The sequence below is a fragment of the Spirosoma arcticum genome (assembly GCF_054779955.1).
The window spans coordinates 250,217-273,692 of sequence record NZ_BAAGXG010000001.1; the positions used below are offsets into that span (position 1 = coordinate 250,217).

Annotated in this window: 24 protein-coding genes and 1 pseudogene; 21 read left to right on the top strand and 4 right to left on the bottom strand. The window is 51.2% G+C overall.

Annotated elements, in window-relative coordinates; genetic code table 11:
• Positions 1 to 71 precede the first annotated feature (71 nt).
• The 9 genes from ACYVHB_RS01095 to ACYVHB_RS01135 all read left to right on the top strand — a co-directional run bounded on the left by ACYVHB_RS01095 (position 72) and on the right by ACYVHB_RS01135 (position 8,193).
• Entirely contained in the window at positions 72 to 218 is a 147-nt protein-coding gene (locus ACYVHB_RS01095; protein ID WP_461048794.1) for a hypothetical protein, read from the top strand.
• 304 nt (positions 219 to 522) lie between these two features.
• Entirely contained in the window at positions 523 to 1,341 is an 819-nt protein-coding gene (locus ACYVHB_RS01100) for a hypothetical protein (protein WP_461048796.1), read from the top strand.
• A 154-nt stretch (positions 1,342 to 1,495) separates the two neighbouring features.
• The gene (locus ACYVHB_RS01105) at positions 1,496 to 2,938 is read left to right on the top strand and encodes a DUF418 domain-containing protein (RefSeq protein WP_461048798.1); all 1,443 of its coding nucleotides are present in this window, start codon (positions 1,496 to 1,498) and stop codon (positions 2,936 to 2,938) included.
• A 15-nt stretch (positions 2,939 to 2,953) separates the two neighbouring features.
• Positions 2,954 to 4,387: a DUF418 domain-containing protein gene (locus ACYVHB_RS01110; protein ID WP_461048800.1), complete on the top strand. Its 1,434-nt coding sequence runs from the start codon at positions 2,954 to 2,956 to the stop codon at positions 4,385 to 4,387.
• 77 nt (positions 4,388 to 4,464) lie between these two features.
• The gene (locus tag ACYVHB_RS01115) at positions 4,465 to 5,295 is read left to right on the top strand and encodes a helix-turn-helix domain-containing protein (protein WP_461048802.1); all 831 of its coding nucleotides are present in this window, start codon (positions 4,465 to 4,467) and stop codon (positions 5,293 to 5,295) included.
• A 170-nt stretch (positions 5,296 to 5,465) separates the two neighbouring features.
• On the top strand, positions 5,466 to 6,296 hold the full coding sequence (locus ACYVHB_RS01120) for a hypothetical protein (protein ID WP_461048804.1): 831 nt from the start codon (positions 5,466 to 5,468) through the stop codon (positions 6,294 to 6,296).
• A gap of 29 nt (positions 6,297 to 6,325) precedes the next feature.
• A complete protein-coding gene (locus ACYVHB_RS01125) occupies positions 6,326 to 6,943 on the top strand; it encodes a DinB family protein (RefSeq protein ID WP_461048806.1) in 618 nt (205 codons plus the stop codon).
• A gap of 13 nt (positions 6,944 to 6,956) precedes the next feature.
• The gene (locus ACYVHB_RS01130; protein ID WP_461048807.1) at positions 6,957 to 7,397 is read left to right on the top strand and encodes an ester cyclase; all 441 of its coding nucleotides are present in this window, start codon (positions 6,957 to 6,959) and stop codon (positions 7,395 to 7,397) included.
• Positions 7,398 to 7,551: 154 nt separating this feature from the next.
• Positions 7,552 to 8,193, top strand: a complete 642-nt coding sequence (locus tag ACYVHB_RS01135; RefSeq protein WP_461048808.1) for a response regulator — start codon at positions 7,552 to 7,554, stop codon at positions 8,191 to 8,193.
• Between the two features lie 8 nt (positions 8,194 to 8,201).
• Here ACYVHB_RS01135 and ACYVHB_RS01140 read toward each other — a convergent pair whose 3' ends face one another.
• Positions 8,202 to 8,756, bottom strand: a complete 555-nt coding sequence (locus tag ACYVHB_RS01140) for a Uma2 family endonuclease (protein WP_461048809.1) — start codon at positions 8,754 to 8,756, stop codon at positions 8,202 to 8,204.
• Positions 8,757 to 8,823: 67 nt separating this feature from the next.
• Entirely contained in the window at positions 8,824 to 9,663 is an 840-nt protein-coding gene (locus ACYVHB_RS01145) for a sensor histidine kinase (RefSeq protein ID WP_461048811.1), read from the bottom strand.
• Between the two features lie 726 nt (positions 9,664 to 10,389).
• On the opposite strand from ACYVHB_RS01145, the gene ACYVHB_RS01150 reads away from it, so the two are divergent.
• The 4 genes and pseudogenes from ACYVHB_RS01150 (at position 10,390) to ACYVHB_RS01165 (ending at position 12,616) form a co-directional block, all read left to right on the top strand.
• Positions 10,390 to 10,650 carry a hypothetical protein gene (locus ACYVHB_RS01150; RefSeq protein ID WP_461048813.1) on the top strand — a complete coding sequence of 87 codons (261 nt, stop codon included), beginning with the start codon at positions 10,390 to 10,392 and terminating at the stop codon, positions 10,648 to 10,650.
• Between the two features lie 366 nt (positions 10,651 to 11,016).
• A pseudogene (locus ACYVHB_RS01155) lies at positions 11,017 to 11,265 on the top strand (DUF3667 domain-containing protein); the annotation flags it as partial.
• 60 nt (positions 11,266 to 11,325) lie between these two features.
• On the top strand, positions 11,326 to 11,793 hold the full coding sequence (locus ACYVHB_RS01160) for a hypothetical protein (protein ID WP_461050034.1): 468 nt from the start codon (positions 11,326 to 11,328) through the stop codon (positions 11,791 to 11,793).
• A 52-nt stretch (positions 11,794 to 11,845) separates the two neighbouring features.
• Positions 11,846 to 12,616: a hypothetical protein gene (locus ACYVHB_RS01165; protein ID WP_461048814.1), complete on the top strand. Its 771-nt coding sequence runs from the start codon at positions 11,846 to 11,848 to the stop codon at positions 12,614 to 12,616.
• A 58-nt stretch (positions 12,617 to 12,674) separates the two neighbouring features.
• On the opposite strand, the gene ACYVHB_RS01170 is transcribed toward ACYVHB_RS01165, so the two are convergent.
• Positions 12,675 to 14,633 (bottom strand): sensor histidine kinase, encoded by a 1,959-nt coding sequence (locus ACYVHB_RS01170; RefSeq protein ID WP_461048816.1) that lies wholly within the window; start codon positions 14,631 to 14,633, stop codon positions 12,675 to 12,677.
• A gap of 321 nt (positions 14,634 to 14,954) precedes the next feature.
• On the opposite strand from ACYVHB_RS01170, the gene ACYVHB_RS01175 reads away from it, so the two are divergent.
• The 6 genes from ACYVHB_RS01175 to ACYVHB_RS01200 all read left to right on the top strand — a co-directional run bounded on the left by ACYVHB_RS01175 (position 14,955) and on the right by ACYVHB_RS01200 (position 19,906).
• On the top strand, positions 14,955 to 15,365 hold the full coding sequence (locus tag ACYVHB_RS01175) for a hypothetical protein (protein ID WP_461048817.1): 411 nt from the start codon (positions 14,955 to 14,957) through the stop codon (positions 15,363 to 15,365).
• Positions 15,366 to 15,459: 94 nt separating this feature from the next.
• The gene (locus tag ACYVHB_RS01180; protein ID WP_461048819.1) at positions 15,460 to 15,654 is read left to right on the top strand and encodes a response regulator transcription factor; all 195 of its coding nucleotides are present in this window, start codon (positions 15,460 to 15,462) and stop codon (positions 15,652 to 15,654) included.
• Positions 15,655 to 15,701: 47 nt separating this feature from the next.
• The gene (locus tag ACYVHB_RS01185) at positions 15,702 to 16,874 is read left to right on the top strand and encodes an acyltransferase family protein (protein WP_461048821.1); all 1,173 of its coding nucleotides are present in this window, start codon (positions 15,702 to 15,704) and stop codon (positions 16,872 to 16,874) included.
• Between the two features lie 171 nt (positions 16,875 to 17,045).
• On the top strand, positions 17,046 to 17,864 hold the full coding sequence (locus ACYVHB_RS01190; protein ID WP_461048823.1) for a DUF4440 domain-containing protein: 819 nt from the start codon (positions 17,046 to 17,048) through the stop codon (positions 17,862 to 17,864).
• 134 nt (positions 17,865 to 17,998) lie between these two features.
• Positions 17,999 to 18,988 carry an SDR family oxidoreductase gene (locus ACYVHB_RS01195; protein WP_461048825.1) on the top strand — a complete coding sequence of 330 codons (990 nt, stop codon included), beginning with the start codon at positions 17,999 to 18,001 and terminating at the stop codon, positions 18,986 to 18,988.
• Between the two features lie 45 nt (positions 18,989 to 19,033).
• Positions 19,034 to 19,906: a Cif family virulence factor gene (locus ACYVHB_RS01200; RefSeq protein WP_461048827.1), complete on the top strand. Its 873-nt coding sequence runs from the start codon at positions 19,034 to 19,036 to the stop codon at positions 19,904 to 19,906.
• Between the two features lie 13 nt (positions 19,907 to 19,919).
• On the opposite strand, the gene ACYVHB_RS01205 is transcribed toward ACYVHB_RS01200, so the two are convergent.
• Positions 19,920 to 21,749 (bottom strand): sensor histidine kinase, encoded by a 1,830-nt coding sequence (locus ACYVHB_RS01205; protein WP_461048829.1) that lies wholly within the window; start codon positions 21,747 to 21,749, stop codon positions 19,920 to 19,922.
• A 167-nt stretch (positions 21,750 to 21,916) separates the two neighbouring features.
• Between ACYVHB_RS01205 and ACYVHB_RS01210 the strand changes: the two genes are divergently transcribed.
• Both ACYVHB_RS01210 and ACYVHB_RS01215 read left to right on the top strand, forming a co-directional pair.
• Positions 21,917 to 22,567, top strand: coding sequence for an NAD(P)-dependent oxidoreductase (locus ACYVHB_RS01210; protein WP_461048831.1), 651 nt, complete (start codon positions 21,917 to 21,919; stop codon positions 22,565 to 22,567).
• Entirely contained in the window at positions 22,549 to 23,439 is an 891-nt protein-coding gene (locus tag ACYVHB_RS01215; RefSeq protein WP_461048832.1) for an AraC family transcriptional regulator, read from the top strand. Before ACYVHB_RS01210 ends, ACYVHB_RS01215 begins: the two co-directional genes overlap by 19 nt.
• Positions 23,440 to 23,476 lie beyond the last annotated feature (37 nt).

Sequence of the window (23,476 nt, forward strand, 5' to 3'; positions counted from 1 at the left end):
CTGCTCAACAGCCGTATTCTCTATTCTGGGCGGCCATTGGCGTAGGACACACCCGTAAACGAGCGAGCGTTATGATTCTGCAAACCTTTCCGGCCCCACCCGATTTACTGCCGTTTGTGAGCGGGGCCGCGATGAACCACCTGCTCACGACGCCCGGCGTCTCCTGGCTCGACATTATCCATCAGTTTGGATACTACGATCAGTCGCACGTGATCTAAAGACTTCCAATTCATGACTGGTCATTCGCCGGCCACTACCTGACGCTCGATCAGACCCTCGACGGACATTTATCAAAGCATTGTCGGCGGTTCACTAACCGTTTACTCAAACGGGTTGGCATGGCCGATTTTTACAATGCACCGATAGGGGTGACAACGCACCTTTGTTGAGCTTCACTAAAACATCCTAAACCTACAGCCGCCAGTGGCAAACGCCACAGCCCTGCTATGTTTGAATAGACGGGCGTTTTGTGACTCCGATGTTTTTGTTGGAACTGAACGACCGGCTGGTCAACTTCAAAAAATGGAAACACGACCCCTATTCTCCGCGCTGCTCCTGCTTATTGTAGCCCTCAACGGGTGCAAAAAGCCAGAGACGGCCGCACCTGTAACGCCAACAGTGCCCGGTACAACCTTTGTCCCGTTTGCGGGCTGTCGGCTCACAATGGCCGAAAGGAGCGGTTCAGAACCCATAAGAAGAGGGTATACGTATACGGCGGACGGCTTCATCGTTAACACCCTTCTCACCTACTTAGACAGCAGGGGCGGTACTTACACCGGTGTTTTCTCCTATAGCAGCGGTCTGGCTGCCAGCCATTCAGGCAGCGACGGTACGGTTGAGGAGTATGCGTACACAAACGGGGCATTGAGCAAAATAACCATTGCCAAAACACCCGAAACAGCTTACGTAGGCTATCAGATCGACGTAACAACCGATGCCAGCAAGCGCATTACCCGCCTGGTCGATTCACAGGGGTATCAGACGGACCTCACCCGTGATGCGAACGGGAATATCACCGGGTTGACCAAGACAAAAATCGCCGATAAGTCCGTCGTTTTCCAGATGCAACTGAGCGATTATGATGGCAAAAAAAGCATCCATCAACTGTACAAAGGCTGGCCATTCGATTTTCTGGTGTACTACGGAGACTACATGACCGAGGGTGCCCTGCTAAACGATGGAGCCGGTGGTAACCCCCGGAAAGTACGCACCCTGACCGACGATCTGGAGTACAATTATACCTACAGCACCGACGGTTATCCCACGAGTGTCAAAGTTTTCAGCAAAACCAGCAACTCGATAATCAGTGCCACCGACTTCACTCTGAACGGCTGTAAATGATAGAGCCTGTCAACGTAATACCTCACTTGTGCTCATGGCTCCTGTTGTAAATGAGCATTAACTGCCGCTTAATCAAAACTGACTCACTTATAATCTGTAAATGCTTGTTTTTCATACATTTACGAGATGCGCCTTCGCCTTAAATCTGCCTTAAATGGAATCACTAATAGCTTCCCCAGCCGAACACTTCTCAGATCAGGATCAGCGAACTGACCACATCGAACTCACCCGAACCGACGCGGGGCCGGACACTCGCCCGACCGCGCTCAATGTTCTCTGGGGCGTGGCGGTGCTGGGCCTGCTGGTGGTCAGCATCCGGGCGTTTGGGCTGACGCAGGCGCAGGTGAGCCAGTTGGTTCGGGGACCGCACGGGGGCAACTACTGGCTGCTGAAACTGACGCATATCCTGCTCGACAATACGTTGCCTGCGTTGGTAGCGCTGCTGTTTGGGGCGGGAATTCTCTTGTTTATGTCCACACCCAACGCGTCGGGTAGCTTGGCTACTACACCGGCAGACCGCGCACCGGTGAACAGGCAGGAGCTGTACATCCGGCGGCAACTGTGGTTGGGGGCGTTCGCCGTGGTCAACGCGTTTGTGCTGCTATCGCCCGTCGATTGGCTGTTTCAACTCGCGGTGGTGGGCTTGCTGCTGTTTGCGTTGCAGCGGCTGTCAGCGCGGGCCTTGCTGATTGGGGCGGTGGTGACGGGACTAATTTTCAGCGGGAAAGGCTACTGGAATTATACCGAACAGCGGGCAAAATTCACTAAGTATGAACAGGTGGTAGCGCTCGAAAAAAAGAACAAGAAAGTAAAGCTGACCGATGAACAGAAAGACGATAAATCGACCTGGGAAGGTATGATAAAGAGCGTAGCCTATGACAAAAAGAAAGATCGGGCTGATGTCATTGCGCTGCGTTCCGACTACAGTATCGCCTGGAATTTTTTGCTGCGTCCGTTACAGGCACGTCATGCGGGGCAGTTTTACCGGCTGGGCATCTGGGAAATCATATCGATGGTCCTGCTCGGCATGGCCCTGTTTCGGTGGGGATTCTTTACAAACCAACTTAAAATCGGGCAATACGCGGCTGTAGCAGCAATCGGCCTGGCGGTGGGGCAAACGCTGGCCTGGCTGTCGTGGCCGTCGTATGAACTGAAATTAGTCGATTTCACGAAACTCATCAGCACCAATACATTGCCACTGTCCGATTTGCTGCAACCAGTCGAGCGGGCGTTTTCGGCGGTTGGGTTGGCCGGGGTAGTAATGCTGCTTCACCGGGCGAGCCGGGGAGCCTGGTTTGGACGGGTCGGGCCGCGTCAGGTCGTTGGAGCCGTGGGGCAATTAGCCCTGACCAACTACCTCGTGCAAACCGTGCTTTGCGCGGTCTTCTTTTACGGCTACGGATTCGGGTATTTCGGTGATCTACGTCTGCAAACGCTCTACATTGTGGTAGCCGAAATCTGGTTGCTGCAAGTCGTTTTCAGCATGATCTGGCTGCGCTATTTTCGGATTGGCCCGGCCGAATGGCTCTGGCAGTCATTAACGTACGGCCGAAGGTTATCCATTCGCCATCCCGAACCAACTCCTGTTTTATCGTAACCCGCACCTGTCCGTATGGAAACTACGTCTCCCACTACCCAACCCGACGACACAGTCATCGATCTGCACGTTGCTGGTCCACCTCAGGCCGACACCAACCTACTTAGTGAGATCGATGTACCTGACGCAGGCCACGTCAGGCCGGTGGCCCGCATTGATGGTCCGGCGCTCCGGCGTATTCCAACCATCGACCTTATCCGGGGTTTTGCTCTCCTGGGCATTCTGATGATGAATATTCCGGGCTTCGGCTATTTAGATTCAGGGCTATTTGCGGTGACGAAAGAGCCTGGCAGTTGGGATTACTTCGCGTTCGCCTTTATCGGAACGGCTTTCGAGGGCACCATGCGGGGCTTGTTTTCGATGCTGTTCGGGGCGGGGATGATTCTGTTTGCGACTACTAAAACCGACTCGCTCAACGGCCCCACGGTGGCCGAATATTACTACCGCCGGTTGCTGTGGCTGGTGTTGTTTGGCGTGTTCGATGCCTACGTGCTGCTCTGGCGGGGCGATATTCTGTTCATGTACGGCCTGATGGGCATGCTGCTGTTTCCGTTCCGGCGGCTTGGCCCCGTCTGGTTGGTGGGGCTGGCGGTTATTTGCCTGGGTATTGCGCTGTACAAAACCGACGGCTGGACAAGTCAGGTGCGCGAATCCCGGCTGGGTTACTTAGAAGCAACCCGGCTCGAAAAAGCCAAACAGAAACCGTCCGAAAAGCAACTCGAAGCCAAAGCAAACTGGGAACGCTTCGAGGCCCGAAGCAAGCCCGATCCCAAAGCCGACGCTAAAACGCTGACGGCCATGCGTGGGGACTACCCAGCCGTTTTTGCGCAATTGCTGCCCGAAACCGTCGGCGGGGTCGTTTATTTTACGTACCACGGGGCCTGGGATATGCTGGCCATGATGTTTTTGGGCATGGCACTGCTCGGCTGGGGTTTCCTGACCAACAAGCTCTCCACCCAAACCTACCTCACCACGTTGTTGCTGGGTTATGGGCTGGGACTGCCCCTGAGCTGGTTCTTTGTCAAGTTCACGGCTGATTTTTACCAGAATCCCGGACTGACGTTCGACACGTACCGGGTATCGCCCCACGTCCTCTACGACCTCCGCCGGATGTTGCTGGCTCTGGGCCACGCCAGTTTGCTGCTACTCATTTACCGCTCCGGCATTGTTCCCTGGCTCATGAAATCGCTGATTGCCGTGGGCCAGATGGCGTTCACCAACTACTTGATGCAGAGCATTATCTGTACGTTGTTTTTCTTCGGCTACGGATTTGGCTACTTTGGCAAACTGGCCTTTTACGAGCTGTATTACGTAGTGGGCGCGGTGTGGATATTTCAACTGATCGGGTCGCCCATCTGGCTGCATTATTTCCGGTTTGGCCCCTTCGAGTGGCTCTGGCGGAGTTTAACGTACTGGAAACCGCAGCCGATGCGGGTCAGGCAACGTTGAGAGATAGCCCTGTAGATGTCGCATTTGTACAAGTGACGGCCGCAGCCCGCCTGTAACTTTGTCATAAAAAAACGAGCGTGAGCCATATTCTGCAAGCGTTTCCTGCGCCATCTGATTTGCGGCCGTTCATCAGCGGATACCTGCATGGGCAGAGTCTGTCAACGGAAGTTCAGCGTCAGCCGATCATTCCACGTGGGGTGCCGTGCCTGATGATTGTGCTGGGTGGAGAAGACGGGCCAATCGAATTCATCTACCCGGAGCGGCTCGAACGACTCCAAAACGGCGTGTTTCTGTTGGGTCAGACGACATCCACGCTATGGATGAACGTCGGCAGCGCGCAGGTCTACATGGTTGTGTTGAAACCCACCGCGTTGCCTTTCCTGCTGGGCGAATCGGCCAGTGTGCTGACGGATACTACAATTCGGGTTGATGACCGGTTGCCCGAATGCCGGTTTCTGGCCGAACAACTTGTGGCCCAGCGAAGTCAGTTCGCCCAAATCGACCTGCTGGACACGGTTTTACGTCGGTTGTTCCGAAACGCAGTGGCTCACCCGGGCGAAATTGATAGCGTATGGAATTACATTATTCAGACGCAGGGGCGGGTCAAAATGGGCGAACTCTCCGTTCGGGAGCGCATCAGCACCCGCTCACTCACCCGCAAATTCACCGAACAGGTCGGTATGTCGCCTAAGCAGTACGCCCAGATTATTCGGTTCCGGGCCGTGATGAACCACCTGCTCACGACGCCCGGCGTCTCCTGGCTCGACATTATCCATCAGTTTGGATACTACGATCAGTCGCACGTGATCAAAGACTTCCAGCAAATAACCGGCTACTCGCCCACGCAGTATCTGCTGGTCGATCAGTCAATAGACGGATCGATTATCAAAACCCTATCAGCCAGCTAATGACTTCGAGTGGCTCTGGCAGAGTTTGCCGTGCTAAAAGTCGTACCCCATGCGGGTTGTGTCCGTTTAAGGGAATGTTTAGGGTAGTCGCTGAATGTCGCATTTATACAATTTTGCGCCCCGCGTGCCCGGTAGCTTTGTCATCAAATCAACACCATTTTTGATATACGATGATGAAGAAACTCCTGATTTTCCTCTTTCTGCTGCCCGTGCTGGCTTTCGAGTCCGACGAGCCGGTAGGCAAACTCAATGGCGCGTTTCGCCAGACGAAAAATAAGTACGGAGTCATGACCGAATGGAAAACCCGCGATTCGGTGACGGTCATTAAAGTGTTCCGGGATGGCTACTGGTTCGGGGCGTTTTACGACGACAAACGGCGGGGGCGCTACGATGAAAAGAACACGGGTCCCGCATCATTCAACGGGGCCTGTGGCGGTACGTATGAACTGAAAGGGGGCAAATACGTCGAGAAGGTGGGTTTCTACTCGTGGGATTCGACGGCGGTCGGAAACGCGTTCGCGTTCGACTATAAAATCAGCCCGCAGCAGTACGAGCAGTTTGGCATGATGAACTCAGAGCAGTACAAAAACTACCCCATCAACGAAGTCGCGGAACGCATCAAGGCTACTGAACCGCTGAAAAATGCGGGCTTAGAGGGTGCCTGGTTCATGAAAGAAGGACAGTGGGGTGGGGCAGAGCGGTTGGGTGAAGGCAACTACAAAAACATGCAGGTCGTTAAAATTTTCAGTTATCCGATGGTTGTTTATGCCTACTACAATCCCACCACCAAACAGTTCGATGGCGCAGGCGGGGCCATGTATCAGTTCGACGGAAAAATGCTGACCGAAACCAATGAATTCTGGTCGTGGCAGCCTGACGGCCAGCGCAAAGGGAAAGCTGAGACGTTTAAAATTTCGCTTAACAATGGTCAGTATGTGCAGCAGGGCTGGGACGGCAAACTGCGCGAAGTGTTTACCAAAGCCCCGGCACCATCAAAATGAGACTGTACCACCTCAACCAATTAGTAATCATGCGAACACTGACCGTTCTGCTCATCACTCTCTCGCTAACTGTCCCAGTCGGCCATGCTCAGAAACGCTGGACCGAAACCGACCGGAAATACACCGTCGATAACCTCAAACGCACCCGCGACGAACTGACCCGCGAAACGGAAAGTCTGACCGACTCGCAGTGGCACTTTCACGAGTCGCCTGACCGGTGGAGTATTGCCAAAGTGGTTGAGCACCTGGCACTTTGGGAGATCATCTGGGCGCGCGAAATCGGCATGGGTATCCGTAATACACCCCGCCCTGATCTCATTGCCACCAGCAGCCCCGACAGTTATTACATGGATTTTATTATGGAAACCAAAGCTCATAAATCGCCGGATTTTTCGCGCCCAACGGGTTTCATTCAGGGCAAAAATAACCTGACGTTTTTCCGGCGGCTGCGCGACCAGGCCATTGCCTTTACCGACACAACCCAGGCCGATATGCGGGCTCAGTTTGAACTGACTGCCACGAAGTTTCCACGCAATATGCACCAGGTGTACATCTACCAGTGGGGTCACGTTGACCGGCACCTGCGGCAGATTCGCAGGGTTAAACAGCACCCGAATTATCCATCCGCAACGCTTACAAACAAATAAACTCCGTCAAATCATGCAAACTGCACAACAAGAGTCTATCTCCGAACTAAGCCGCAAAGGCGCGTGTCTGGCCTTTTTTACCGCCTACGACGACCTCGATACCGCCCGCATGATTGGGCTGGCGGCTCCCGATGCTACTGTTCATTTTCTGCCGCTGGGCAACGACGGGCGCGGCTCGTTCTGGGAGTTTGGCAAGGTCGTCTGGGATCTGCTCATCGACTGCTTCCCCGACATCAGTAACACTGTCGACAGTCTGTCGGCCGAAGGCGATACTGTCACGGTCAATGTGACCATCGGCGGAACGCAGGCAAAGGAGTTTATGGGCATTGCCAGCAAAGGATGCCGGTTCGATTCCGACCACGTATTCGTGTTCCGCTTCAACGACGTCGATCAGATTCAGGATATGACCATTAACTGGGACCATGCCAGTTTTGTGAAACAGTTAGGCAGTTAAGCAGGATTGAATTAAAACAGACAATGGCGGTACGGCTTTGAGTTGTGCTGCCATTTGTTTTATCCGCTTGCTAAACAATTGATTCAGCGATACTTATCTTTCGGTATATTACCGATCATACACCGTTGTCCAAGGAAATACATCTATCCACGCTATGACTACTACCCGCCTGTTGCTCGTCGACGATCACCAACTGATTCTGGACAGTCTGCAAACGCTTTTCGTGTCAATGCCGGGCGTTGAGGTCGTCGGCGTGATTAACGACAGCCGCCGAGTGCCGGAGACACTTACGACGACGGGCGTCGATGTGTTGCTCTGCGATCTGCACATGCCACATTTATCGGGTATTGATCTGACAATGCTTTTACGGCGGACGCACCCAACCGTGAAGGTGTTGCTGCTGACGATGGCCGAAGATACGCCCACCATTCGTGAGGCCGTGCGGGCGGGCGTGGCGGGTTATGCGCTGAAACGGGCGGGCCGCGACGAACTCGAAAAGGCCGTGACGACATTGATGCGCGGCCAACGGTATTTCAGTCCCGAGGTGATGGAGCAGTTGGCCCGGCTGGACGAAACCGGCACGGCGGAACACGATTCGCTAACGGCCCTCACCGACCGCGAGGTGGACGTTCTGCGGTTGATTGCCGACGAAAACCCGTCGCACCGAATCGCCGAAAAGTTGTTCATCAGCGTCCCAACGGTGGAGACTCACCGGCGGCACCTGATGCAGAAATTAGGCGTTAAGAGCGTGGTCGGGATGGTCAAGTTTGCGATGAAGCACGGACTGGTGTCCTGACCGTTGTTTTACTCCGTCGGTGGAGCGAACAGGGCGCTGACGCTGATGGTGAAATCGGGTAAAACCGGTGCCGCCTGGCAAACGTCATCTTCGAGGCAGATCGTTACGTTTTTGCGGGAGGTGTACACATACACGATTTCATGTTCCGGGAGAATGTTCCAAACCACCTGTACGCCTGCTTTGAAGTACTCACTTAGCTTTTCTTCGACCCGGTACGCCTGGTCACTCTCCGAAATAATTTCAATCACGAACGTTGGAATAACGTCCTCCCCCTGCCGACCAAGCTGTATTTGTGCTTTTGTAAAATAAGCGATATCAGGTCGGCGCATCTGTAGAGCCGTAAGCATTACATCCGGTTCGGCCATGAATGTCCCTATTTTGTGGTAGCCTTTTTCAAAAAAAAGGACGTTCAGTACATCATAGATGTAATACTGCTTCTTTTTCATACCAGAAAATCGGATTAGCTCCCCATCATTCCACTCGTACTTGAAACCATCGACCGGTTCCCAATCAAGAAATTCATCGAGTGTCTGAGGAAATACCGAAGGCGGGGCTTGTACCATGACGTTTGTTATTTTGACGAATATACCAAAAAACGTCGGTAGAATCTGTCCGGTTCAGGAGCGACGATCAACTTACCCGGCTTGGTATCCTGACCGGTACCGAAATCCGATTCTGAATGCCCCCACCCGCTGTTGAATCAACGATCCAGGTTCCGCCTAACGAGTCGACGCGGGCCGCTACGTTCTGCAAACCCCGCCCATCTGTCCGCTCGTTAGTTACCCCCGTTCCGTTATCGCCAACCGTCATATAGAGCATACCGTTAGCCTGAGTCAGTTCAATAAACCCTTCACTGGCGTGGGCGTGTTTGATCGTGTTGTTGAGCAGTTCCAGACAGATGCTGTACAGCTCAAATTCGGTCTGACGGTCAAGCCGGGGCAGGGTGTCGGCCCCGCTCAGGCGGAAGCGGACGGGGGTGTTGCGGTTCATCTTCTCGACTAAGCCGCGCAGGGCTACCGCCAGTCCCTGTTTGGCTAACTCGTCGGGCAGAAGGTTGTGGGAGATCAGCCGCACGTCGTTGTAGGCCTGGCTCACCTGCTGGTTGATGGTCGCGTATACGGCCTGTTCAACGACGGAGAGTTTCGTTGTATCCATTGCTTCGAGGTTCCAGTGCAGGGCTGAGAGCGTCGTGCCGAGGTTATCGTGGAGGTCGGCGGCTACGCGCTGCCGTTCGAGGGTTTGACCCTGCAACAGAGCGGCCTTGAGTTCGGCGTTTTGTCCAAGCAGTGTCTGCTCTTTCTCCTGAGACAATTGCTGAACTTCAGCCAGTTTTTGCTGTAATGATTTTCGGTTAGTCTCAAATTGAGATGCTAAATAGTACAAAATGGCAAAAGGCCGGGCTAAGAAGCTGATATTATAAATTATATTAACGACAATAGATTTATAGCTAAAACTGACATAATTGTTCATGACGAAAGGTGAGATTATCAAAAATAGCAACGAGATGATCTCTCCCCACATGATTAACAACGCTGCTTTATCCCCTTTTTTATAGGCATTCCACGTAATACGGCAAATTTCAAGTGCTATTAAAATGGATAATCCTATAATGCCCGGTACCCACCCCCAGGCATAGGGCCTTATTATCAAGGGCGAACAAACAATAGCCATAACGACTATAATCTTGTGCCAGATACCCTGTTTAATCTTAAATTGGTAAATAATTGCTTGATAATAAAATAACATGAAAATAGGGGCAAGAGGAGCAAAAATCAGTGTTACTGTATTCCGGATTGTCAGATCATTAATATGAAATGTAATGGAACTTACTACATAATATATCGTCGTAAAAAAACTCCAGATGCTAAAATATAAATTTGATTTTTGATCTTTATAATAGTTGTACAACCACAGGTGTAAGAAGGCAAACAGTAAAAACAGGCCAGCTTTAAAATAGCTTAAATAAAGTCCCACTGTATCAGTATGGTGCGATTTGTCATAAACGCCTAAACTTGACTCAATAGGAGTAATCTTTAATTGCAAAAGCTCATTTCTGGCATAAAAGTGATTAATCAATAATAGGTCGGCTTTGGTAAATCGGACACTCAGAAATTGATCGGGTGCCGTTGACAAAGGTAACGCAATAGGCTCACCCATTGGGTCATACCCATGTACCTCGGCAGGAATCGACGATACATGACCTACCTCATTAATCAGTTTGCCATTCAGAAAGAATTGCGCTGCTCCCGTTTGCTTAACCGACAGGGCAAAGGTTTTACCCTGCAGCGTAGAATCGACTTTCAGGTGCAGCCGCAGCCAGAAAATAGGGGCATTTTCCAGTTGTTTCAGACTCATTATATCCTCTACCGGATTAATGGTTGCCCACTGGCTATCATCAAAACCGGGCCTGGCCCAGTCTGGCTTATCGCCCGCGTGGAATTTCCAGCCTTTATCTAGTAATATACCGGTAGCAGGCGGCAGACTATCGATGCGAAAAACCGACTTTTGCGCCAGGATAAGGATGGGGGTGTACAACAGCAAAAAAAGAAGTAGCCATTTAGCCATGCTCACTCAGGTTTAGGTTTTCTAACAAACGCTTTTTCCAGCTCATTTCCAAGCCCATCGGCACAAAGTCAGGGTTTACAATGAGGGGAAAAATCAGGGTAAACCATGAGGGGGAATCAAGGTAAACCATGAGGGAAGTTTTCGAATCCATCGGCCATTTTTGATGCGGGCAATTTCAACACAGGGCTTTCCAGTCCGAATATGAAAACTTCCTACATGCCTGTTTGCCAAACGTGCCTTATGGAACTACTGACCAATATGGAGTGTCTCAATTGTACTCATTACTACAGGGGCGACTTTTGCCCTAATTGCGGGCAGAAAGCCAGTACCCACCGATACAGTCTCCGCGAGTTAAAAGATCATTTGATCGACAAACATAAGCTTTATGAAAATAAGGAGCTGTTTACGCTTAAAGAGATTCTGATTAGGCCCGGAACGGTGATTTCTGATTACTTGGCCGGCCGGCGCGTACGTTACGGCTCACCGTTTGCGCTGGTGGCGGTGGCTGTTGGTAGTATGTTTTGGATATCCAGACGACTCGATTATGGCCTAATGAGTTCATCGCCAATGGAAGTTAAGAAGTTGTCGTCGACGGCCACTGCTGACGATAAATTGATGGCTCAGACGCTCGATGCATTTGGGCCATTTTATGAAACTACCTCCGACTATACCTCTCTGTTCAGCATCTTCTTTGCCAGCCTGATTTCGTATCTCCTCTTCCAAAAGCAAAAGCTCCACTTCGGCGAGCATTTCGTTATCAACGCAGTGGCTACTATTGGTGCTACATTGGTTGCGGTTGCCTTTGTGCCGTTACTGAAGCTCACCGACGACGACGATTATCTGCTCCTGCTCTATCTCATAGCTACGGCTGGCTTCTACTATTATGTCTTTTTCGATTTCTTCCGACATCACTACTCATCGAAAGCTGGCTTGATGTGGCGGCTTACTCTTTGTGCTGTGCTGGGACTGACCTTCGATCTGGTGTTCATTGTGTTTCTGCTTGTGCTTTCGGTTCTCTTCTTGGATGTTAAGTAATCGCCTGTCTGTTAGTTGATTGACTTTTTTGTTCTTTCTGTCTAACTGTCTCATGAAACCATTATTGTTACTGATCATTTTTGCGATATTACTGAGTTGTTCGAGCGATTTGTCTGATACAGGATTTGCTGGAAGCTGGACTGGTACGCTCCTCATTGAGGGGAAAGGGTATGCAAGTACCCTAACGCTGATACCCCTATCAGAGACTGCCTTTGCGGGAAACCTGATGTTGAAAGAAGGGCAAACGATAGTAAAATTGGTCCCGGTAAATGGCGTCATTGATGGCAACCGAGCCACCGGACAAATCACTGATTCACAGTCAACCCGGTTTACCTTCACGCGGACTGGCCAGACGCTGGCCAGTACCTGGAACAATAACGGGTTGGAGGTCAGCAGCGTCTTCAACCGCAGCAGCCAACCCAGCCTGGAATCGACAGAAAATCCCGAAGCACCACAGGCTGCGGCTCCGCTGTCCCAGAACCGGGGGCACGACCCCAACTCAGTAGGGAATTGGATGACCAAAGAAGTGAACAGTAATTTCCTGACCAAACGATTTAAAAAGCTACTGCCCGACGGTCGTATCGATGGCTACAAAATGACGTTCACCCCTTTTTTGGGCACCTACGATGCTCCCCAGCCAGAGCCAGACGAAGTGATTGAACGCTGGAAACAGCAGGGCATAACCTGGTACCCCATCAACAACTCCGTGTTTTGCCTGACGTCGCCCAATGGGACAGAGTGCTATACGTATCAGCTAAACGGCAACGACCTGAATATGTACGACAACCAGGGGCAGGTTGTTCTTGCATGGATAGTGCCATGATGAGGACATCACCCTACGCTACCCTCATCATGGAAAACCATAAGCAAAAAAATCATGGTTAAATTTGCGATGAAGCACGGGTTGGTATCCTGACCGGCACCGATATCCGGTTCTGAACGCCCTGCTCCGAGGTTGAGTTAACGTGCCACGTCCCATCCAGAGAGGCAACACGGGCCGCTACGTTCTGTAAACCCCGCCCATCTTTTCGCTGATTAGCTACTCCTGTACCATTGTCGCCAACCGTCATATAGAGCATACCGTTAGCCTGAGTCAGTTCAATAAATCCTTCACTGGCATGGGCGTGTTTGATCGTGTTGTTGAGCAATTCTAAGCAGATGCTGTATAGCTCGAATTCAGTCTGCTGGTCGAGCCGGGGCAGGTTGTCGCTGCCGGTTAGTTGGAAATGCACGGGGGTATTTCGGTTCATCTTATCGATTAAGTGGCAGAGCGCCACCCGCAACCCCTGTTTGGCTAATTTATCAGGCAACAGGTTGTGGGAGAGGAGCCTGACATCGGTATAGGCCTGACCGAGTTGCTGGCTGATAGTAGCATAAACGGCCTGTTCGGCGGGGGAAAGTTTGGTTTTGTCGATGGCGTCGAGGCTCCAGTGTAGGGCCGTGAGGGTGGTGCCGAGGTTATCGTGGAGGTCGGCGGCCACGCGCTGACGTTCGAGGGTTTGTCCTTGCAGAAGTGCCGCTTTTAGTTCGGCGTTTTGCTTGATTAAAGTATTCTGTTTTTCTTCGGAGAGTTGTTGGACTTCTGATAACTTTACTTCTAATGATATACTTGTATTGGCAAAATCCTGTGCTAGAATGATGGTAACACAAATAGGGAATATTAGAAAAGATAAGCTATAAAAAAAATTGTCTACTATCAATGTTTTTATAGATTGAGAATCAGCAAACAGCGCAAGAAATGTTAATGCCAAGTAGAAGAAAGTCCATCCAGCGGTTGCAATCAGCATTAACAAAGCTCCTTTTCTCCTTTTTATAATTGCCAGAATGGTTATTCTTATTGCTTCTATGTTCATTACGATTGGGAAAGTGCGAATAATAAAACCGGACCAATTGTATTCTTGGAAAAGATAAAAAAAATAAGGAATTGGAAAAAAGATTATCGCCCAAAAGAATATGCTTTTTCTGAACGGAAATAAACTATATACAATCGTAACAGTCAATGAATTCAAACCAAAAGCTAATATGTAGTAAAGAATAGTAATATACATTCTACTTTGAATACTATTGAAATATTGATATAAGGCAATAGTAGTGAGAAAAAAGATGGTGCCAATAATATAATAAAGAGCCGTAAACAAATTTGTTTTCTGCTTTCTATTGTAGAAATAAAGCAATAGGTGTAATATTCCTAAAATAAAAAACATTCCTGATCTAAAGTAGTCAGATAATGTCGCATCATAACCTCTGCTTTCAATTGTGTTCTCATTTAGATTCGCTCCACTTTTTATACTGATGCTCAATACAGGGTTTGGTATATCAATAATTTTAACATAAAAAATATTTGACTGGAGTGCATAACGGACAGCAATTACATTCTCTTTGTTTTTGCCGAATTTTGAATAGATATAATTATTCTTATAAGGACTTGACAGGTTATAAGCCTCTATTTCCTTTGTATTAGAGCTTATTTTTCCAAATTTTATTAAAAGTTTACCATCAATATATATTTCAGAAGCCCCAACTTGATTGACAGTTGCTCCAAATACAGTATTAACTAAATTAGTATCTACTTTTATCTTTATACGTAGCCAGCCAATTTGTCCATTCCGAGATATTTGGGGCAAACCCATCAAATCCTTCGTTGGGTCAATGCTTTCCCATTCACTATCATCAAAGCCAGGTTTAGCCCAGTCTGGGTTATCGCCCGCGTGGAATTTCCAGCCTTTATCCAGTAATATACCGGTAGCAGGCGGCAGACTATCGATGCGAAAAACCGACTGTTGCGCCAGGGTAAGGAGGGGGGTGTAAAACAGCAAAAAAAGAAGTAGCCATTTAGCCATGCTCACTCAGGTTTAGGTTTTCTTGTGCTTCCGACTAACGTTGACTGACAAACGTAACCAATCGAGCGGTGCCATCAAGCTGGTCAATAATAATTTTAGCCCTAACCGCTACAACCTACCAGGTCATGGCTTGCCCTACGCTATAAAATCATGGTTTACCATGACCCGATATCATGGTTTACCATGAGTAATGGTTAGCTGGCTAACAATCACTTTTGTCAATACGAACCGAATCAATCAGAAGAGGCTGATTCAATTATTCTATCCACACCATTTTCATATCGAAAATAAATTCCTAACCACAAACCCAATTAACTACTTATGTCACGTTCGCTGTTTCTGCTGATTACGGGTATCTATACGACCCTGCTCTCCCTGTCGATGGTGTTTGCCACCGAAATGTCACTTATCAGCTACGGTACGCCCCAGGTCGATCTGTCCCATATTTCTATTATGCAGTTTCTGGGTGTTTCCAGCATGGGGCTGGGGCTGCTGGCGTTGCTAAACCGCCATGCGCCCAATTCGGTTGCCCTCCGTAATACCCTGCTGGCGCTGGCCGTAACAACGCTGGCGGGCATTGTGCTGGGTATCTACCATGTGTATCTGCTGCACGTACCATTCAGTACTTTTTTTGTGGTCGATTCGCTGTTCCGGCTGGCGCTGGGGCTGGGTTACCTCTATTTCTATAACCGCGAAACTAAGCTGGCTCAAGTTGGGGCGGTGCTGGTATAGCAACTATGGTTGTATTTCTGTCATACTTGCTGATTGCCAGCTCTTTGCCCATAAACCTGATTCTAATCAAAGCACCTCTTTTACGCTATCGCTTATGACGCTGACTCACCGCCAACAGCAAATTCTGGACTTGATTGCCGCCGAGCAAACCACCGCCCAGATCGCCGAAGCACTACAGTTGTCGGTGCCAACGGTGGAGACGCACCGGCGCAATCTGTTCCGCAAGGCGGGGGTGCGGAGCGTGGCGGGGCTGGTGAAGGAAGCCATGAGACAGAGATTGATTGAGTGATGACGAAACTGGCACACAATTTCTCAAAAACAACCATTCCTGCCTGTATGAAACCTGTTTACCTCACCACCCTAACACCTCTGCGGGGCATTGCAGCCCTGCTGATGGTTGTGTTTCATTTCAACCTAATGGTGATGCCCGTCATCAACCCGGCCATCACCCAACTGCACCGACGCTGGTATCTACTGGTGGACTTCTTTTTCGTGCTGAGTGGCTTCATCATGGTCTACGTTTATGGTAGTGGCTTTGCCGAACGGGTGTCGGGGGCTTCGTTTGGGCGGTATATGGCGGCTCGGTTTGCCCGCGTCTATCCGCTGCATTTGCTTACGTTGCTGTGGCTGGTAGCGGTATATGGCTGGCTTGTAGGGCTGAATGGCGTAAAACTGGATACCGTTACACAATCGGTATTCGATCCGGCAGCCATTCTGCTCCACGTTTTCATGCTGCACGGGTTCAACACGGCCTGGACCGCCACCTGGAACACGCCCGCCTGGTCGATTGGTAGTGAATGGCTGATGTACCTGCTGTTTCCGTTTCTGATGCCTGTTTTTCGGCGGATACCGATGGTGGGCAAGTGGGTGTTGGTCGCGCTCGTGGCTTGTCTTTACGCCTACCTCACCAGACCACTTGCCACCGGGCCACTTTTCAAGCCCTGGTTGCTGCATATTTCCTGGATGATCGACAACATCATGTTCCCGGAGAGTTTTTTTCGGTGTCTGGCGGGCTTCCTGCTCGGCATGATTACCCATGAACTGTATCAGCAACAATGGGCTAAAAGCCAGTTGAAAAGCGGTATCGTATTCGGCGGTCTGGGCGTGGGGCTGGCCGTTGCCTATCATTTTCTGCTGCCCGATCTGCTCACAATCTGGGTGTTTCCGCTGCTGATTTTGGGGGCGGCCTATACCACGGGCCGGGTTGCGACGCTGCTAAAAACGAAGCCGTTTCAACGGCTCGGCGACTGGTCCTATTCGATCTACATGGTCCATATTCCAATTATGTTCACGTTCCTGGCTGTTCAGCTCACCAAACCACCGGCTCCCAAAACCGGCCCGACTGCTGTCGTGTATGGACCGCAAGGCCCCATCACCTGCCTGATTTACGTGGTGCTGGTGCTGGCGGTGTCGGCCCTGACTTATCGCTTCGTCGAAGTACCGGCCCGTCGCTGGCTGAACGCCCGGCTTCTGGCAAAAGCAAATCGACAGTCGGTTGCGGTTTCCTGAATTAACCGGTTGCCAGCATCGGTCGCACTACTGATTCACTAAATGAACGTTCAGGAATTCTCCTGTTGGGCGTAGTCCCGTGTTGAGCGTAGTCTCCCGTGCCGGCACAAGCCGTTCTGAGTGTAGCCAAATCATTTTTTAGTTATCAACTGTAACCTATCCCCAAATCGAATGAAAACTCCCCTTTTACTTCTCGCCGGACTGCTGTTTAGCGCGGCCAGTTTTGCTCAAACTGCCTTTACACTGGCAACCCTCAATGAGATTGGGGAAGAGTACAAAACCAACTCCAAAGCCTTCTTTACGAGCCGGTTATCGGATGATTTCCGGTACACTACCACCAAAGGGGTCTACCAGACCCGAAAGGATATTATTAAGGGCGATGCTCAAAAAATACTTAAAACCGAGTTTATCGAGCCGGTCATTTTTCAATCGGGCGATTTGGCTGTGGTGAGTGGTATTCATAAAGTGGAGCGGGTCGGACAGGACGGTAACCCGGTTATAGGGCAGGTCGCCTGTACCTATACGTTTCAGCGCAGGCAGAACAAGTGGATGTTTGTAGCATCCCAGCAAACGGCCATAGCGAACTCGCCCGGTTCAGCCGGTACTGACGAAGTCGCTATCAAAACGGTGCTGGAAAGCCACACCCAGGCGTCGATGGATAGAGATGCCGAGAAGGCTGTAAGCTATTTTGCTAACTCGCCCAACGTAGCCGTTACGTATGATGCGCCGGGTTATCCGCGTGGGTATGAAGTGGTGGCTAACGGCTACCGGAAACTGCTTGGAAGTATGGCCAAGAGTGATGAAAAACTTAGCACGAGCGATTACCGCTACCGCATCGTGGGCAGCACGGCCTTTGTAACCTACCGCGAAACCTACACCAAGCCCGATGGTACGGTCAGCACCATGCACAAAGCCAATTACTTAGAAAAAGAAGGCGGTCAATGGAAAATGATCGGCAATTTCTGGATGCCGGAGCAGAAGGCGAAGTAAACCGATTATCATACGCTGAACAACCACCAGAAAGCCGGTGTCAACCGCAAACATGCCATTGGGTTGGCAGTAACACTACTGACTCAAATCGGCCACAGTAAGTCGTTGTCCTACTCACAAATTTGCTGTTAGTTATGAACAAGAAAGCTTTCGTAACGGGTGGAACCGGGTTTCTGGGTATTAACCTGATCGAACGATTAGTGACCGATGGATGGGACGTTACGGCACTGTGTCGCCCCACCTCGGATACGACGTACCTGAAACGGTTTCCGATTCAGATAGCCGAAGGCTCAATTGAGCACAAGGCCTCGCTGGAGAAAACCATGCCCATGAACCTGGACGCTGTTTTTCACATCGCGGGCGACACCAACATCTGGAAGAAAAACAATGTCCGACAGAGGCAGACCAACGTTGACGGCACCCGCTACATGGTAGAAGTAGCCCTGCAAAAAAGGGCAGCGTGCTTCATTCATACGTCGAGCATCAGTGCCTGGGGGCCGGTGCGTGTGCCGGGCTTAATTAACGAAGAAACACCGCAGCAGGGCGGTACCTCCTTCGTGAATTATGAAAAAACGAAGTGGGCCGGTGAACACGAAGTCCTGAAGGCTGCACAGCAGGGTATGAAAGTGGTGGTGCTGAATCCCGGAAGCGTGGTTGGTCCTTATGATAAGAACACCTGGGGACGCAGTTTTTTTCTCATTCAAAAAGGTGAATTACCGTTTGTGCCATCGGGAGGAACGTGCTTTGTTCACGTACACGAAGTAGTAAAGGCCCACATTGCCGCCGTCGAGAGAGGGCAAATCGGCCATAACTATATTCTGGGAGGCATTAATGGTTCTTTTCCTGAGTTCTTTAACGAAATCGCCCGGCTGCTTGGCAAGAAACCTCCGTTGGTAGCCAGTCCATCGGTATTTAAGTTGGTGGGAGGGCTGATGGGAGCCATAGGCAGCCTGACTAATAAAGAACCGGTCATAACGCCAGAACTGGCTGAGATGTCGTCGCGGAAAGGGTTTCATTTTTCGAGCGAGAAAGCCAAACGGGAGCTTGGCTTACAAGACATTCCTATCAGTACTTGTATAGCTGATAATTACCGGTGGTTGGTGCAGGAGCGACTACTACCCTGAAGGCTGACTGAACATTATTTACACTACATTTTAAATCATAAACCAATGAAAACGAGCTTTTTAGTTCTCATTTTGACATTCGCGAGCGTAACCGTAACCACTTTCGCCCAATCGTCGGCCGACGAAACGGCGATCAAAAAAGTCATTGAGGCACAAACAACGGCTGGCTATGCCCGCGACGAGAAAGCGTACCTGAGCCATTTGGCAAACACACCCTATATTTCGCGGGTCGGGATTTATCCGGGCAATGAAGTCACTAAGCTGGTGGGCGATGATTTCCGGAAAGCAATAACGGAAACAATTGCTAAACCAGGCGAACCGATCAAGGACAAAGTAACCCGCGAAAACTGGCTCATCCGGGTCAACGGTAACTCGGCCTTTGTCGTCTTCGACCAGCATAACGCCCGGCCCGATGGCACCACCCGGCACAGCGTGGAAGAACGTTACCTGGAACGCATGAATAACGAGTGGAAACTTGTGAACGTCACGGTGCTGGTGGGTACCGAAAATGGCCAGAATAAACTGGAAGAGGACGCTATTAAAAAAGTGCTCGAAACCGAAACCCGCGCTTACCACGAAGCCAATGGCGATTTGCTCCAGGCTCAATGGACAAACAAACCGTATGCCGAGCGGCAACAAGCCAATTTTCAGGAGCCATTGGGTACGCCGTTCCTAAAAGGAGACAAACTCCGGGCTTTCAGCAATTCGTATTTCAAAACCCTCAAACCATCGGGCCATACCGTTCGCATGAGCGATTACGACGTGCATATTTCGGGCGCGACCGCTTGGGCTACCTACACGCAGGAAGAAGTAGACGGGACGGGGACCGTGGTGGGTAAGCAGCGCGAAATCCGGGTGCTGGAGCGTGAGCCGGTGGGGTGGAAAATTGTATTTCTGGGCTTTCAGGCGATGAAATAACGTATCATGATGGTCAAGTTTGCGATGAAACACGGGCTTGTATCCTGACCGGCACCGAAATTCGGTTCTGAACGCCCCCGTCCGGCGTCGAATCAACGATCCAGGTTCCGGCCAACGAGTCGACGCGAGCCGCCACGTTGTGCAGGCCCCGCCCATCTGTCCGCTGGTTGTCTATCCCCGTACCGTTGTCGCCGACCGTCATATAGAGGATACCGTTAGCCGGGGTCAGGTCAATAAACCCCTCCGTAGCGTGGGCATGTTTGATAATGTTGTTGAGTAATTCTAAGCAGATGCTGTACAACTCGAACTCCGTCTGCTGGTCAAGCCGGGGAAGGTCGCTGGTACCGCTCAGCCGGAAGCGCACGGGGGTATTTCGGTTCATCTTATCGACTAAGTGACAGAGAGCCATTGCCAGTCCCTGCTTGGCTAATTCGTCGGGCAGTAGGTTGTGAGAGATCAACCGCACGTCGTTATAGGCCTGGCTTACCTGCTGACTGATGGTAGCATACAAGGCCTGTTCAACGGCGGTGAGTTTGGTTGTGTCCATTGCTTCGAGGTTCCAGTGCAGGGCCGAGAGGGTGGTGCCGAGGTTGTCGTGGAGGTCGGCGGCAACGCGCTGGCGTTCAAGGGTCTGGCCTTGCAGTTGAGCGGCCCGTAACTCGGCGTTTTTGCGGATCAAAGTACGGTTTCTCCAGATAAACAGACCAACAGCCCCCACCAGAAGCAAGCCGACACTGACGAGTATATAAAGAAGATTACGTTGCTGACCAAGCTCCTGTTCGAGTTCGCGCTGGCGTTTCTCAGCGGTATATTTTTCTTTTAAATACACGATCTGCCGCTGATCGCCGACGCGGGCCAGACTATCATTAATGGCAATAGCCTCGTCTTTGTGCGCGTAGGCACTGTCCATCTGCCCCATTGTTCGGAAGGTGTAATACAACCGATCATGAAAACCCGCCTGCCGGAAGCTAAACCGTTGCTGCCGGGCTAATGCTAATCCTTCGCGGGCATAGCGCAACGAAGCTGCATAGTTGCCATCGTCTAACTCCCACTGGGCTAAGTTGGTTAGGCAGGCAAACAGAAGAGGATAATCGGGCAAGTCACGGGCTATTTGAGCAGCTTGTTGCTGATACGCCTTGCCCTTGATTGGGTTAAGTTCAGATTGTCGATACAGCCCCCCCAGATACTCTAACCGCCACATTCGATGCGGTTTGGAACCGCGTTTTAGCCAGAACGCCAAGTTCTGCTCGCCTACCTGAATCGCTTCCCGAAACAGGGCGGGACTGGCTGCCGAATCTGTAGCCGGAGCCTCTACCCAGTCGGAAAACTGAAACGCGGGGTTCGACTGCACCCTCAACGCCAGCGTTCGATACCGCAGCATATTGGCCGAGGGCGTGGAACGCAGGCTGTAGCGGTTTAGATAAAGTACCGACAGCGTGTTGTAGGTCTGGTGTAATCCTTCCACGTTTTTTAGCGTGACGTAGATACTGCCCGCTTCGTTAAGGTCGTCCAGTCCCATCCAGGCCGACGTAAATCCCCACTCATTGGAGCTGTAGAGATCGCCCCGCAACCGGAGGGCGTCGGCGCGAAGCCGTTGGCTGGTAGCCAGTCTAACGCTATAGTTAGCGAAGAAAATGGCCGAATCCATATTGGCGGGTGCCTGACTACTGCCCCAGCGGTACTGCTGAGCCAATACCATACTGATGGTGTACAGTACCGAATCGCGCCGGGTTGGGGAAGATAGTCGTTCGGTTTGGACCATAACCCGGCGCAGTGAATCTATCGACTGCCCGTGAACGGTCGCCACACTCAGCCACAGCATAAACCAGTAACTGATGCGCATGATGAAAACGGTTTGGTTTAAGAAGTTAAAGTGGGGGTCTTTAGGTTAATTTCCAAGTTGTTATACTAAAAAATCATGGTTTACCATGATGTAAAATCTGCGAAATTCGTTGGTACTTGTGCGCCAACTTTGATGCAGTCAAACCAGCCAACAGCCTATCCCAAACCATGCTACCAAAGCGCATTATCATCTTTGGCGCTACCGGCGGCACGGGCCGGGAGTTAGTCCAACAGGCACTCGACCGGGGCCATCAGGTTACTGCCTTCGTGCGCGACCTGGCCCGCCTGCCCATTCACCATGACCGGCTACGACTTATTCAGGGGGATGTGCTGAAGCCTGATACCCTGCCCCCGGCCCTGATTGGTCAGGATGCGGTACTGTGCGTGCTGGGCCATAAACCCTTCGTGAGCGACCCCGTCTGTTCGGAGGGGACGCACCATGTGTTGAATGAAATGGCCCGGCAGGGTGTCCCAACCATCGTGGTGGAGACGGCGTTGGGCGTGGGCGACAGTTTTGGGCGGTCAGGTTTGTTTCAGAAATTTCTGTTCAGAACATTGCTCCGATCATATTATGCCGATAAAGAGATCCAGGAACGGCACATTCGGAACAGCAACCAAACGTGGCCCGGCCTCAACTGGACGATTGTTCGTCCGGGGCGGCTCACCAACGGCCCGGCTACCGATTTGCTTAGGGCCAGCACCGACGTGCGATTTCGGGGGTTCGATTCGCCCTCGGTCAGCCGTGCCGATGTGGCCCGGTTCATGCTCGATCAAGTAGACCTACCTACGTTTCTGCACCAATGTCCAACGCTGTACTGACACGAACCAATACCGCTATCGACGTAACGGCCCTAATCGACGACCTCGTCCGTGCGTTCGCACCCGTTGCCGGGCAGCGGGGCATCAAGCCTGTGACGCACCGGACAACAACGCCCGTTCTGGTCAGTACGTCTTTTGAGGAGGCCTTGCCCGCGTTCAGTACGCTGTATATCAAACTGTTGTATTTGCTGCCCCCCGGTTCGCGCTTCGAGGTAATGGCCCGGCAAGTGGAGCAGGAAAAGCAAACGTACCTTCGGTTGCAAATCGAGACGGGGCATCTCTACATAAATCCGAATCTGTTACTACCGGATACGCTCAAAATCCTCCGGCTCGACAACAGTCAGCCCAATAGCAGTATCATTTATATTGACCTTCCGCTGGATACGCAACCGGAACCAACACGCTCCGTGCCAACGATAAAGGAGCTGCCGGAAATTCTGAAATCGGAAAAGTTAGCCACGGCAACTCAACATCGGATCAAGCAATTTGTGCAGGATGGGCTAACGCTCGACAAGGTTCGGGCGTCGGCTACTGTTCGGGATGCCCGTTTTTTAGACACCGCCGGGCAACTCATCGCGGCCAATCTTGGCAATACGGCCTTCGATTCGGGTACGCTGGAGCGGGAGATGGGACTGAGCCGGACGCAACTGTTCAGGAAACTGAAAAAACTGACTGGCTTTGCCACTGCCAATTACATCAGGCAGGTGCGGCTCTGCAACGCCCGCGACTTGCTCGAAACCACCGTATTGCCCGTTGGTGAGGTAGCCTGGCGGGTAGGCTTTACGGAGTTGAGTTATTTCAGCCATGCCTTTGCCGAAACCTTCGGACAGTCCCCGTCGGACTGGCGTAAACGGGCGAAAATGAAACAATAGCACAAATGCAACAAGGCGATGAAACAATAGCACAAAT